General features: G+C 73.6%; 10 protein-coding genes. 4 read left to right on the top strand and 6 right to left on the bottom strand.

Annotation, left to right across the window (positions count from 1 at the left end):
• Window positions 1-3: 3 nt before the first annotated feature.
• Complete coding sequence (locus tag LOC65_RS09940) at window positions 4-1,320, bottom strand: DUF1015 domain-containing protein (protein ID WP_230247378.1); 1,317 nt, start codon at window positions 1,318-1,320, stop codon at window positions 4-6.
• A 227-nt stretch (window positions 1,321-1,547) separates the two neighbouring features.
• On the opposite strand from LOC65_RS09940, the gene LOC65_RS09935 reads away from it, so the two are divergent.
• Window positions 1,548-1,910 carry a hypothetical protein gene (locus LOC65_RS09935; RefSeq protein WP_164963623.1) on the top strand — a complete coding sequence of 121 codons (363 nt, stop codon included), beginning with the start codon at window positions 1,548-1,550 and terminating at the stop codon, window positions 1,908-1,910.
• 165 nt (window positions 1,911-2,075) lie between these two features.
• Here the strand turns inward: LOC65_RS09935 and LOC65_RS09930 are convergent, their stop codons facing one another.
• On the bottom strand, window positions 2,076-3,155 hold the full coding sequence (locus LOC65_RS09930; protein WP_009857577.1) for a HAMP domain-containing sensor histidine kinase: 1,080 nt from the start codon (window positions 3,153-3,155) through the stop codon (window positions 2,076-2,078).
• Window positions 3,152-3,874, bottom strand: a complete 723-nt coding sequence (locus LOC65_RS09925) for a response regulator (RefSeq protein WP_009857578.1) — start codon at window positions 3,872-3,874, stop codon at window positions 3,152-3,154. Before LOC65_RS09925 ends, LOC65_RS09930 begins: the two co-directional genes overlap by 4 nt.
• Before the next feature lie 123 nt (window positions 3,875-3,997).
• On the opposite strand from LOC65_RS09925, the gene LOC65_RS09920 reads away from it, so the two are divergent.
• Genes LOC65_RS09920 through LOC65_RS09910 form a run of 3 tightly spaced genes read left to right on the top strand, consistent with a single transcriptional unit; the run spans window position 3,998 to window position 9,658 of the window.
• Window positions 3,998-5,116, top strand: a complete 1,119-nt coding sequence (locus tag LOC65_RS09920) for an efflux RND transporter periplasmic adaptor subunit (protein ID WP_230247377.1) — start codon at window positions 3,998-4,000, stop codon at window positions 5,114-5,116.
• Window positions 5,117-5,129: 13 nt separating this feature from the next.
• Entirely contained in the window at window positions 5,130-8,261 is a 3,132-nt protein-coding gene (locus LOC65_RS09915; protein ID WP_230247376.1) for a multidrug efflux RND transporter permease subunit, read from the top strand.
• 2 nt (window positions 8,262-8,263) lie between these two features.
• On the top strand, window positions 8,264-9,658 hold the full coding sequence (locus tag LOC65_RS09910; protein ID WP_230247375.1) for an efflux transporter outer membrane subunit: 1,395 nt from the start codon (window positions 8,264-8,266) through the stop codon (window positions 9,656-9,658).
• 191 nt (window positions 9,659-9,849) lie between these two features.
• Here the strand turns inward: LOC65_RS09910 and LOC65_RS09905 are convergent, their stop codons facing one another.
• The 3 genes from LOC65_RS09905 to LOC65_RS09895 form a co-directional block, all read right to left on the bottom strand.
• Window positions 9,850-10,872: an SGNH/GDSL hydrolase family protein gene (locus LOC65_RS09905; protein ID WP_230247374.1), complete on the bottom strand. Its 1,023-nt coding sequence runs from the start codon at window positions 10,870-10,872 to the stop codon at window positions 9,850-9,852.
• A gap of 175 nt (window positions 10,873-11,047) precedes the next feature.
• On the bottom strand, window positions 11,048-11,836 hold the full coding sequence (locus tag LOC65_RS09900) for a hypothetical protein (protein ID WP_230247373.1): 789 nt from the start codon (window positions 11,834-11,836) through the stop codon (window positions 11,048-11,050).
• A gap of 109 nt (window positions 11,837-11,945) precedes the next feature.
• Window positions 11,946-13,280 (bottom strand): serine hydrolase domain-containing protein, encoded by a 1,335-nt coding sequence (locus LOC65_RS09895; protein WP_405048243.1) that lies wholly within the window; start codon window positions 13,278-13,280, stop codon window positions 11,946-11,948.
• Window positions 13,281-13,368 lie beyond the last annotated feature (88 nt).

The following is a 13,368-nucleotide window of genomic DNA, read 5'->3' as shown; positions in this document are numbered from 1 at the left end:
GCGCTACGGCCGGATGCGGCGCGCCTCGAGATAGAAGCGCTTCTCGTCGGCCTCGCCCATCGAGAAGCTCTTGCGCGGCAACGGCCCGTGCTGCGCGACGCGCGCGATCAGCTCGCTCTTGCCCAGCGTCGCCAGGTGCAGGCCGGCGTGGCTGTCCTGGGCGGCCAGCCGCGCCAGCGCGTCGTCGCCGTGCACGTAGTCGACCTCCTGGGCCCCACCCTGCGCCAGCAGCGCGTCGACGAAACCCTGGAAGCTGGCGACGTCGAGCTGCGCCGCCGGCGCGCCGTGCACGACGACCAGCGCGTGGCGCCCGCCCGGCTGCAGCAGGCCGGCGGCGTGCATCGAGCGCGGCTGGGCGGCGAGCGCGGCGCGCATCGCCGCGGCGTCGGGCTGATCGACGATCTGCACCCGGTCGCCGAAGTGGGCCGCCAGCGCGGCGCGCAGGTCGGCCTGCACGCCGATCAGCAGGCGGTGAATCGGCGCGAACTCCATCGCCGGGTCGTGGATGTTCTCCACCTCCACCAGCGCCCAGCGCGCCGGGTGCTCGGGGCCGGCGCTGGCCTTCAGGCGGTCCCAGTTGGCCTTGGCGGTGGCCAGCGAATGGTTGCCGTCGCCGACCGCGAACAGCATCGGTGCCGTGCCCGCCGGCAGGCCGTGGCACGCCGCGAAGGCGTCGGCGTCGCCGAGTGCCTGCAGCGCGGCCAAGGCTTGCGCCTGCAGGCCGGCGTCGGGCGCGAAGCCGGCGACACGCCCGCCACCCAGCATCAGCGCCGTGTCGTACAGCGGCACCAGGCGCTCGCGCTCGGCGGCCAGCGGCTCGATGACGGTGCGCGCCGGGTCGGCTATCAGCACGAGGATGTGCGGCAGCTCCAGCTCGGCGTCGCGGCGCACTTCCAGCCGCGGCGCGATGCGCTCGACGATCGTGCCTTCGGTCGGCCGGATCGCGCTGGTGGAGCCCGGCGTGTAGTCGTACTGCTCCAGGTCCAGCTCCAGCATCAGCCCGCGGCGCACGCGGCCGTCGGCCAGCGTGCGCTCGACCAGCACCGTGCCGGCGTGCGGGCGCAGCAGGCCATCGGCGGCGTAGCGCCGCATCGCCGTCTGGATGGCGGCGATGCGCTCGCGTTTGTCGGCGCTGGCGAGAAAGACCTCGGGGTAAATCAGCCGCAGCGCCGACGGCGCGTCGCCGACGGCCTGCTCCACCTGCTGCCAGTAGCCGGGGTCGCTGGTGTACTGGTCGCAGGCGATGACGCTCCAGCGCTGAAGATCGAGATCGGCGCGCGGGAGCAGGAGCTGCGGGGGGCGGAAACAGGGGGCGGGCATGAGGGGATGATGCCGCAGGGGCGGGCCGGCGCTGGCCCGTGCCACGGCTATCCTGCGCTGATGGTGCTGCGTGGGCTGGCCAACGGCGAGGGCTTCGATGCGTCGGCTTCGGGGTGGAGGGAGCGTTTATGGGGCGCGGATGGGTGAGCCGCCCGGCTGTCTCGAGCGAAGAAGCCTCCGAGGAGGCCGGGGCAGCCCTGCCTGCCGGCACCCGATCACGCCCGCCAATGTCTGACGAGCTCTACTGCAAGGTCTACCTGGCCGGTGCCGCCGACAGTGCCGCTGCGAAGGCCGCGATCAGCGCCGCCACCGGCCAGCTGTTCGAGCGGCGCGGCGCGCAGGTGGCCGGGTTGAGGGTCGAGGTCTTCGACAACGGCCAGCCCGGCTGGGAGGCCAGCGACGCCGACGACGACTTCCTGCACTGGCCGGTCTACCTCGAGATCGAGCCGATGGACGCGGACATGGCTCTGCCGGCCTTCATCGCGGCGCTGGCCGGGCTGCTGAACCGTCTGGATGCGCACGGCCTGCGCAGCATGGCCAGCTGCGACTTCGAGGACGAACTGGCAGCGGCGCGACAGGCGCGCGGCTGAGAGTCCGGGCGGTTGGCAAGCGATCGGTCGCGTGGCGCTTGTCGAGCGCTGCCTTTCGACCCAGAGCAGTCACTCACCGTGTGCGGCGGCGGTCAACCCAGCGCCGGCCTCCCGAGGCGGCTCTGCGCATCGGTTGGATGCGATCCTCAGGCGCCCCGCCTTCGCCTACGCAGCTCGCGCCGACACGGGCCAACTCAGCCATACCGAGCTGCCGCCGCTCGGCAGCGCTTGGCTGCCCACACGCCCACCGTGCGCCTCGGCGATCGCCTTGACGATCGCCAGCCCCAGCCCGCTGCCGCCGCTGCGGCGCGAGCGCGACGGCTCGCCGCGGCGGAAGGCCTCGAAGAGCTGGCCGTCCAGCTCGGGCGGGATGCCGGGGCCGCCGTCTTCGACCGCCAGCGTGGCCCAGCCTTCGTGCAGGCGCGCCCGCACGCGCAGCGGGCCGGGGTCGGCGTGCATCAGCGTGTTCTCCAGCAGCGCCATCAGCGCCTGGCGGATGCGCACCGGGTCGCAGTCGACGGCGGCCGGCAGCTCCAGATCGAGCGCGAGCGTGAAACCGCGCGCCGCCAGCCGCGCGTCGACGGCATGCACGACGGCCGCGATCTCCGCGCCCAGGTCGGCCGGCGTGCGCTGCAGGTCGAGGTGGCCGCTGTCGGTGAGGCTCAGCACACGCAGGTCCTCGATCAGCCGGTTCAGGCCCTCGACCTGGCGCAGCAGGCTTTCGAAGAGCTGCGGCTCCGGCTTGAACACGCCTTCGGTCAGCCCCTGCAGCCGCCCGCGCAGCACCGTCACCGGCGTGCGCAGCTCGTGCGCGATGGCGGCGCTCCAGAAGCGTCGCTCCTCGGCCATGGTCTGCAGCCGCTCGGCCATCGTGTTGAAGTCGCCGACCAGGCGCGAGGCCTCGCCCAGCGACGGGTCGTCGCTGGCGGCGCGCGCCTGCAGATTGCCTTCGGCGACCTCGCGCAGGCTCTCGGCCACCGAGTTCAGCGGCCGCAGGATGCGGCGCGACAGCCGCGTCGCCGCCAGGATCGCGATCGCCAGCGCCGCTGCCGTCGTTGCCAGCATCCAGGCGATCTCGACGTCGTTGGGCAGCCAGCTGTCGGAGATGCTGGACGGCGAGTAGGTCATGAAGAACGCGTAGAACGCGTACGAGCCCAGCACCGACAGCAGGATGACGGCCAGCGCCAGCGCGGCCATCGCCAGCACGATCTGGCGCTTGAGCCCCGAGCGCGTGTCGGTGCTCATTCGCCGCTCGACAGCCGGTAGCCGACGCCGCGGATGCTCTGCGGCGAACCCGTCAGGCCGCAGGCTTCGAGCTTGCGCCGCAGCTTGCTCAAGTGGCTGTCGACGGTGCGTTCCTGGGCGTCGCCTTCGGGCAGGCAACTGCCCAGCAGCTCCTCGCGCGAGTGCACGCGCCGCGGCGCCTGCGCCAGGCAGGCGAGCAGGCGGAACTCGGTGGCCGTCAGGTTCAGCGGCCGGCGCTCGCCGTCGACGAGCACCGTCGCCTCGTGGTTCTCGCGGTCGATCTCGAAGGCGCCGGCGCGCAGCACCGGCTGGGCCGCGGCGGCACGCCCGAAGCGGCTGCGCCGCAGCACGACCTGCACCCGCGCCACGACCTCGGCCGGGTTGAAGGGCTTGACGACGTAGTCGTCGGCGCCGACGCGCAGCCCGGTCAGCTTGTCGATGTCCTGGTCCATCGCCGTCAGCATGATGACCGGCGTCTGGCCGCGGTGGCGGATCTCGCTGAGCACCTTCCAGCCGTCCAGCCGCGGCATCAGCACGTCCAGCAGCACGAGGTCGGGCTTCAGCGACAGATGCATCGCCAGCGCCTCGCGCCCGTCGCGGGCATGCACCGTGCGCAGGCCGCTGCGGCCCAGGTAGGCGGCGAGGATCTCGGCGATCTCGCCCTCGTCCTCGGCGATCAGGACGAGCGCGTTCAGCGGCTCGGCGGCGGGGGTGGGCATCGTTACTCCTCGTGGCGCTCCATCGTATCTCCACAAAACCTCGATCGTCCGTCAGCCTGACGTCACGACACTGCCACGCCTCGACGCGCCGGGCCTTCCTCGGCGCGCGCTCTGGATGTGGACATGAACGACAACTGGACTCGGCGGGCGGCGCTGGTGGCCGCGGTGGTGGTGGCGGGCTGTGCGCCGGCCGACGACGAGACGGGCCCGGCGGCCGCGCCGCGGGTGACGGTGCAGGCGCTGGCGCCGGCCGATCTGGCGGTGACGGAGGACCTGCAGGGCCGTGTGGCCGCCTGGCGCAGCGCCGAGATCCGCGCGCAGGTCGGCGGCATCGTGCAGCAGCGGCTGTTCGAGCAGGGGGCCGAAGTCGAGGCCGGCAAGCCGCTGTTCCAGATCGACCCGCGGCCCTTCCAGGCCGAACTCGAGATGGCCGCGGCGTCGCTGCAGCGCGCCGAGGCGGCGCTGGCGCGGGCGCAGCTGCAGGAGCAGCGCCTGGCACCGCTGGTGGCGGCCGAGGCCGTCAGCCGCCAGGCGTACGACGACGTCGTGAGCGCCCGCGAGCAGGCCGCGGCCGAGGTCGCGCTGGCGCGTGCAACGCTCGCACGCCGCCGGCTGGACCTGCAGTTCACCACCGTCACGGCGCCGATTGGCGGGCGCATCGACCAGGCCCTGGTCAGCGAAGGTGCGCTGGTGTCGGCCGGCGACACGGCGCCGATGGCGCGTGTGCAGCAGATCGACCGCGTCTACGTCGACCTGCGGCAGCCGGCCACCTCGGCCGCCGCAGCATTGCCGGCAGCGGCCGAGGTGCAGATCCTCGATGCACGCGGAGCGCCGACCGGCCTGTCCGGGCGGGTGCTGATGTCGGGCATCGACGTCGACATCGGCACGGGCGAGCGGCTGCTGCGGGTGGCCGTCGCCAACCCGCAGCGCCAGCTGCTGCCGGGGCAGTACGTCCAGGCGCGCCTGACGCGGGCGCACTACGACGCGGCGCTGACGCTGCCGCAGCACGCGGTGTTCCGCGTCGGCGGCCAGGCGCGGGTGTGGGTCGTCGACGCGCAGCAGCGCGCGCACGCGGTGCCGGTCGAGCTCGGCGAACTGGTGCAGCGTCGATACCGTGTCGCCGCCGGGCTGCAGGCCGGTCAGAAGATCGTCGTCGCGGGCGGTGAACGCCTGCACGAAGGCGCGGTGGTGGCGGCGCGGCCCTGGACCGAGTCCCAGACCGCTGTCGCCGTGCGGCGCTGAGCCGGAGCACCGCATGCCGCAGTTCTTCATCCAGCGCCCGGTATTCGCCTGGGTCATCGCGCTGTTCATCGTGCTCTTCGGGCTGATCGCGATCCCGCAGCTGCCGATCGCGCGTTACCCGTCGGTGGCGCCGCCGTCGGTGTCGCTGTACGCCAGCTATCCCGGCGCGACGCCGCAGACGCTGGCCGATTCGGTGGTCGCACCGATCGAACGCGAACTCTCGGGCGTGCGCAAGCTGCTGTACTTCGAGTCCTCGGTCGACTCGTCCGGCACGGCGCAGATCACGGTCACCTTCCAGCCCGGCACCGACCCCGAACTCGCCCAGGTCGACGTGCAGAACCGCCTCAAGGCCGTCGAGCCGCGGCTGCCGCAGGCGGTGCGCCAGAACGGGCTGCAGGTGGAGTCGGCCAGCTCGGGCTTTCTGATGCTGGTCGGCCTGGTGTCCGACGACGGCCGCCACGACGAGCTGGCGCTCAACGACTACATGGCGCGCCACCTCGTCGAGGAACTGCGCCGCATCGACGGCATCGGCCGCGTGCAGCTGTTCGGCGCCGAGCAGGCGCTGCGCGTCTGGGTGCTGCCCGAGCGCCTGGCCGCCCACGGCCTGACGATGGGGGACGTGGCGCAGGCCATCGAACGCCAGAACGCACAGATCGCGCCCGGGCGCCTGGGCGACGAGCCGGCGCTGCCCGGGCAGCGCGTCAGCGTGCCGCTGACGGTGCAGGGGCAGCTGTCATCACCGGAAGAGTTCGCGGCTATCGTGCTGCGTGCCGGCCGCGACGGCTCCAAGGTCGTGCTCGGCGACGTCGCGCGGGTCGAGCTGGGCGCGCAGTCCTACGCCTTCTCCAACCGCGAGAACGGCCTGCCGGCCACCAGCGCCGCGCTGCAGCTGTCGCCGGGCGCGAACGCGGTGCGTGCCGCGCAGGCGGTGCAGGACCGATTGGCCGAGCTGGCGCCGACGCTGCCGGCCGGCATGCGCCACACGGTGTCGTTCAACACCGCGCCGTTCGTGAAGATCTCCATCGAGAAGGTGCTCTACACGCTGGCCGAGGCCATGGTGCTGGTCTTCCTCGTGATGTACGTCTTTCTGCAGAACCTGCGCTGCACGCTGATCCCGGCGATCGTCGCGCCGATCGCGCTGCTGGGCACCTTCGCGGCGATGCTGGCGCTCGGCTTCTCGATCAACGTGCTGACGATGTTCGGCATGGTGCTGGCCATCGGCATCATCGTCGACGACGCCATCGTCGTCGTCGAGAACGTCGAGCGCCTGATGGCCAGCGAAGGCCTGTCGCCGAAGGCCGCGACGGCCAAGGCGATGCAGGAGATCACCGGCGCGGTGGTCGCGATCACGCTGGTGCTGACGGCGGTGTTCATCCCGATGGCGTTCGCCAGCGGCTCGGTGGGCGTCATCTACCGCCAGTTCAGCCTGTCGATGGCGCTGTCAATCGGGCTGTCGGCCTTCCTGGCGCTGAGCCTGACGCCGGCGCTGTGCGCCACGCTGCTGCAGCCGGTGTCGGCGGCGCACCCCCGCTCGCGTTTCTTCGCCGCCTTCAACCGCGGCTTCGAGCGCCTGACCGGGCGCTACGGCCGCGGCGTCGCCGCGCTGCTGTCGCGCGGCGGCCGCGTGATGGCGATGTTCGCGGCGCTGTGTCTGCTGCTGGTGCTGGCCTGGCGCGAGCTGCCCTCGTCCTTCCTGCCCGAGGAAGACCAGGGCTACTTCATGACCTCGATCCAGCTGCCTGCCGACGCCACCGCCGAACGCACGCTGGACCTCGTCAAGGCCTTCGAGGCCCACGTCGCGACGCGCCCGGCGATCGCCTCCAACCTCGTCGTGCAGGGCTTCAGCTTCTCGGGCTCGGGGCCGAACGCGGCGATGGCCTTCACGACGCTGAAGGACTGGGACCAGCGCGACGGCGCCACCGCGACCGAGGAGGTCTGGCGGGTGATGGAAGCGCTGCAGGACACGACCGAAGGCCAGGTGATCAGCCTGATGCCGCCGGCAATCGACGAACTCGGCACCTCCTCGGGTTTCACGCTGGTGCTGCAGGACCGAGCCCAGCAGGGCCAGGCGGCGCTGAAGGCCGCCGAGGCGCAGCTGCTGGCGCTGGCCGCGAAGAGCCCGCTGCTGCGCGAGGTCTACGCCGACGGCCTGCCCGCCGGCAGCAGCCTGCGGCTGGACATCGACCGCCGCAAGGGCGAGGCGCTGGGCGTGTCCTTCGACGCCATCAGCCAGACGCTGTCGGCGGCGATGGGCTCGCTCTACGTCAACGACTTCCCGCACGACGGCCGCATGCAGCAGGTCATCGTGCAGGCCGATGCGTCGGCGCGCATGCAGCTCGACGACGTGCTGCGGCTGCAGGTGCGCAACACCGCCGGCGGCATGGTGCCGCTGCGCGAGCTGGTGACACCGGTGTGGAGCGAAGCGCCGCTGCAGATGCAGCGTTTCCAGGGGCTGCCGGCGACGCGCATCGCCGGCAGCCCGGCGCCGGGCGTGTCCAGCGGCAAGGCGATGGCCGAGATGGAACGCCTGGCGGCACAGCTGCCGCCGGGCTACACGGTCGCGTGGACCGGGCAGTCGCTGCAGGAGCGCCAGTCGGCATCGCAGGCGCCGATGCTGATGCTGCTGTCGGCGCTGGTCGTCTTCCTCGTGCTGGCGGCCTTGTACGAGAGCTGGTCGCTGCCGCTGTCGGTGATGCTGGTCGTGCCGCTGGGGCTGGTCGGCGCGGTCGCGGCGGTGGTGCTGCGCGGCCTGCCCGACGACGTGTTCTTCAAGGTCGGGATGATCACCATCATCGGGCTGTCGGCGAAGAACGCGATCCTGATCTGCGAGTTCGCGCGCCAGCTGCACGCCCAGGGCCACGGCCTGGCCGACGCGGCGCTGCAGGCGGCGCGGCTGCGGCTGAGGCCGATCCTGATGACCTCGCTGGCCTTCACGCTGGGCGTGCTGCCGCTGATGCTGGCCAGCGGCGCCAGCGCCGCGACACAGCACGCCATCGGCACCGGCGTCTTCGGCGGCATGCTCAGCGCCACGCTGCTGGCGGTGTTCTTCGTGCCGGTGTTCTTCGTCCTGGTCGTCGGCGCCACCGAACGCTGGCAGCGCTGGCGTGGCCGCCAGGCCGGGCAGCCGCAGCAGCGGGAGGCCTGACGATGCGAACCGCGTTTTTCGCCCTGCTGCCGCTGCTGGCCGCCTGTGCCGGCGCGCCGACGCCGATGCCGGCACCCGACGCCGGCCTGCCCGCGGCCTTTCCGCTGGCGGCCGAGACCGAATCCGAATGGCGCGGCGTCTTCGCCGACCCGGCGCTGCAGCGCCTGACGGCCGCCGCGCACGAACACAACCGCGACCTGCGGCTGGCGGCGCTGAACGTCGAGATCGCACGCGCGCAGTACGGCATCGAACGTGCGGCGCGCCTGCCGGCCGTCGCGCTGGAAGCCGGGGCGCAGCGCGAACGTGCGCTGGCCGGCGGCGGCGACAGCGCCAGCACACGCTCGCAGCAGGCCAGCCTCGGCCTGGGCCTCAGCGCCTTCGAACTCGACTTCTTCGGCCGCGTGAAAGCCCTGTCCGACGCCGCGCTGGCGCGTTACCTCGCCAGCGAACACGGCCGGCGCGCGGCCGAGCTGGCGCTGGACGGCGCCGTGGCCGACGCCTGGTTCGCCCAGCGCCTGGCGCTGGCCCAGCGGGACCTGGCCGAGCGCACACACGAGGACTGGCGGCAGACGCTGGCGCTGCTGCGAATGCAGCGCGAGGCCGGCCAGAGCAGCGCGCTGGACCTGGTGCAGGCCGAAGGCGAGCTGGCCTCGGCCGAAGCCGAGCTCCAGGCCCGCCGCCGGGCGCTGGAGCAGGCCGGCAACGCGCTGTGGCTGCTGGTCGGCACGGCGCTGCCCGGCGAGCTGCCGCCGCCGCTGGCACTGGACGCACCGCCCGTGGCCGTGCAGGCCCCGGCGGGCCTGCCGTCGCAGCGCCTGCTGCGCCGGCCCGACCTGCAGCAGGCCGAGCAACTGCTGGCCGCGTCCCAGGCCGAGGTCGGCGCCGCCCGCGCGGCTTTCTTCCCGCAGATCACGCTGACCGCGGCGCTGGGTGTCGCCAGCCCGTCGCTGGACGCGCTGTTCGGCGACGGCCGCCGTGTCTGGCGGCTCGCGCCGCAGGCCAGCCTGCCGCTGCTCGACGGCGGCCGGCGGCGGCAAGAGCTGCGGCTGGCCGAGCTGCGCCGCAGCGAGGCGCTGGCGAGCTACGAACGCAGCATCCAGACCGCGTTCCGCGAAGTCGCCGACGCGCTGGCTGCGGCCGCCACGCTGGGGCCGCAGATCGAGGCCCAGTCGCGCGCCGTCGCCAGCGCCGCGCGCCGCGTCGAGCTGACCGAGCTGCGTTACCGCGCCGGCCTGGAGGGGCGGCTGGAGCTGCTGGACGCGCGGCGCCAGCAGCACGCGGCGCAGCTCGCGCTGCTGGAACTGCGCCGCGCCGAGCTGGGCAACGCCGTGGCGCTGTTCCTGGCCTTGGGCGGCGAGGCGCCGGCAGGCCGTGGGCGTGAGTCGCTCAACGACTGACCCCGTCGCCGCGCGGCGAGCGGGTCCGCCCAGTCAGCAGCATCTGTTGGTCGCCGCTTCCGACGGCCCCGGTCTGCGGCACCGACCGCGGCGGCCAGACAGCGCCAAGGGCCTGCCGACGCCTCCGACACCAGCGCGGAGGCCGACCCGGGGCCGCCGTCGGCCCCGCCCTCCCGCCGACCCGGCCGCAGTCAGGCCCTTCGGCGCCGGGCCCGCAGCACCAGCACCACGGCCAGCGCCGCCAGCACGAGCAGCAGCGTCGCCGGCTCGGGCACCTCGGCCGCCGCCAGGGCCAGCGGGCGGCCGTTGAGCAGCAGGTCCGCCGCCGCCAGCCCCAGCACGCGGTGGGCTGCCGTCGTCGGGTGGATGCTGTCCCAGAACACCGTCGTCGCCGCCGCGGCGCAGGCGCTCTCGAAGATCAGCAGCGTCACCCGGCGGCAGGTGCCCGTCGTGTCGGTGAAGCCGTAGGACGCGGGGTCGTCCAGCAGGTCGTTGAAGGTCGAGTAGACGTCGAAGTAGTAGATCGACGCCTGGCCCGACAGGCCCAGCAGCATCGCGTGCAGCGCGTCGTTCCAGGCCACGGTGGCCGCCGACGCCGACGCTTCGCGGGTGCTGCCGCGGTTCTCGGGGATCTTGCCCAGGTCGGGCAGGTTGGGGATCAGGAAGGTGGACGCACCCCGCCCGATCAGCCCGGTCAGCATGCCCTGCAGGTTGCCGAGGCTGGCGGCGATGCCGGCCAGCGGGTCGGGGTTGCCGACGAGGTCGCGGATGTCGTTGCCGCCGCCCCAGAGCACGTACAGCGCGTCGGCATCCGCACCGCCCGGGTGGCGCGCGTTGTACTGGGCGTACTGGGTCAGCAGGCCGGCCGACGGCAGCCCGGCGTCGTCGATCAGCGCGCCGCCGTAGGCGAAGTTGGTGTTGGACGCGCCCGAGACACGCGACGCGGTGGCCACCGGCACGCCGATCGCCGGCGCCATGTACTCGTGCCAGACATTGCCGTTGGAGAAGCGCCCGTTGGCGCCGTACCCGGCCGGCACCGCGATGATGTTGCTGGAGCCCAGCACGTTGCGCACGTTGCCGGTGTCGGACAGGCTGTCGCCGAACACGACCATGCTGCTGAACGTCGGCGCCGCCCCCGCGGCGCCCGCCATGCCCAGCGCCACGGCCGCGGCGAGCCCGCGCGTCCAGCGCCCCATCGTCTGCCTGATGCCCATGTCCGTCTCCGTTGTTCGTTGTGTCGGTCCGGGTGCCGCCGCTGACGGCGACGGCAGCTTTCATCCTAGGGGTGACGCGGCCGGCGCCGACGCCGGCAGACCCCCGGCTGAGCGGCCGGGATGACCGGGGTTGACGGCGCCGCGGTGCGCGTGATGAGCCGGCGTGCGCCGACGCTCAGGGCCGGGCGGCGGGGGCGGCCAGCTCCAGCACCCGGCGCGGCTCGCCCGGCAGCGCCTGCACCACCTGCACGGGCAGCAGGCCGCCCCGTGCGGCGGCCACCAGCGGATGCGACGGCCAGCCCAGCGGCGCGCCGGCCGGCGTGCGGGCACGCAGGGCGTCCAGCACCGCGGCGCCGGCCTGCAGGGCCTGCAGCACCGCGTCGCCGCCGGGCACCCGGCCGGGCGGCACGACGCAGGCCTGGCCGACCTGCCGGCCACCGGCCTCCAGCCCGATCCACTGGCAGCGCAGCCCCGCGACCACGTCCGCGCGGCCGAGCGCGGGCCGTGCGTCGGCCGCCGTCACGGCTTCGACGGCGGCCCAGGGCCCGCGCGGACGCAGCAGCTCGGCCAGGCGCAGGCGCGCCCGCGGCTGCTCGTCGCGCGGCAAGGCCTCGACCAGCTGCTGCAGCGAACGCGCCGCCTCGGCCTGGCGGGCCGCCAGCGTGTCCAGGGTCTCGTCGTTCATGACCAGCGGCGTGCCGGTGTCGGGATCGGCCAGGCTCAGCACGCCGCTGCCGCGGTCGTAGCGTGCGACGAGGCGGCCGGCGTCGTCGCGCCAGTCCACGCGCTCGGGCCGGACCTCGAAGCTCTCGGCCGCGGGCGCCTCGGGGCCGCCGGCACGGTAGACCAGGCGCGGCGGCTCGCCGGGCGCGGCGGCGGTGCCGGAGGACAGCCCGCCGGCCAGCCCACCGGCCAGCCCACCGGCCAGCCCACCGGCCAGCAACAGCATCGTGGAGGCTTGCATGCCGGGCAGCATAGGCCGGGTGCCGATCCCCCCGCGCCGGCGGCGGGCGCGGGGTGCCGCGTGGTGCACGGACGCCGGCGGCTTCAGCCCCCGTCGGCGGGCCGGCGCCTCAGCGGCCGGCCTGCATCAGATGGCGGGCGAGCGCGTGGTAGGCGGGCAGCGACGTCGGGTCGTTGGCGTGGTTGCCCGCCACCGGGTGCGAGGCAAAACGCGCGATCACCATCTCGGCCTTCGGGTCGATGTACAGCGCCTGCCCGTGCACGCCGCGCGCCGCGAAGGCGCCGTGTTCGTTGTGCGTGATCCACCACATGCTGCGGTAGCTCCAGCCCGGCAGCAGCGCGTAGCCGGCCTTGGCGAAGTCGGCCTGGCGGCCGCCGCGGCGGATGTCGGCCACCGCCGCCGCCGGCACGATCTGGCGCCCGTTGAAGCGGCCGTCGTTGCGCATCATCTCGCCGAAGCGCGCCAGGTCGCGCAGCCCCGTGTTCAGGCCGCCGCCGGCAAACGGGGTGCCGGTCGAGTCGACCGACATGTAGCCGTCCTGCTCGGCGCCCAGCGGGCGCCAGATGCGCTCGGACAGCAGCTGGGCGACCGAGCGCCCCGTCACACGCGCCAGAACCCAGCCCAGCGCGTCGGTGTTGACGGTGCGGTAGTGGAACGCCTCGCCATGCACGCCCTGCGGCTTCACGGTCTGCAGGTACTCGTAGTAGCTGCGCGGGCCGCTGTAGTCCTGGGGCTTGGGCAGCGGATTGCCGGCCGCGCCATGGGCCCACACGTCGGCGTTCGGATCGGCGTAGTCCTCGCTGAACTTGACGCCGGTGGTCATGTCCATCAGCTGGCGCAGCGTGGCGCTGCCGAAAGCCGAGGCCGCCAGCTCCGGCACGTAGTGGTCCACCCGCCGGTTGGGGTCCAGCGTGCCGTCCGCGACGAGCATCGCCGCCAGCGTGCCGACGAAGGTCTTGGTGACCGACATCAGGCCGTGCTGGCCATCGGGCTCGAGAACGCCGAAATAACGCTCGTAGACGATGCGGCCGCGATGCAGCACGACGATGCCGTCGGTGTAGTTGGCGTCCAGCGCCTGGCGCCAGGTCATGCTGCGGTCCGTGCCCAGCGGCGTGAAGCGCACGCCGTCGATGTCCTCGCGCAGCGCCACCGGCAACGGCGCCGCCGGCCCGAGCCCGCGCGAGACCGCCACCGTGGGCATCAGCTGGCGGAAGTTCGACGCCGTCCAGCGCAGCGCCGGGAAGCGCCAGTACGAGCCGTCCTCGAAGCGGATGATGCGGTCCGGCGGCGGCGGGGCGCCGACCATCCAGCCCAGCCGGGCCGGGTCGCTGGCCTGGGCGTCCGGGAAGCCCGACGCCACGCCGGCCGGCTCGGGGGCGGCCCGCGCGGAACACAGCGCCAGTCCCAATGCCAGGGCCAGCAGACGGCAAGCGAGAGCACTCATGGCCACTCCTGTGGTTGGTGTCGGCGCCAGCCTAAGACAAACCGCTGCAACGGAGCGTTACGCCGAGCACGGACGGGGCTGTCTGCCC

Source organism: Rubrivivax sp. JA1055 (genome assembly GCF_020966565.1).
In the GTDB taxonomy this organism is placed as follows: domain Bacteria; phylum Pseudomonadota; class Gammaproteobacteria; order Burkholderiales; family Burkholderiaceae_C; genus Rubrivivax; species Rubrivivax benzoatilyticus.
This window is presented reverse-complemented; position numbering and strand designations above follow the sequence as displayed.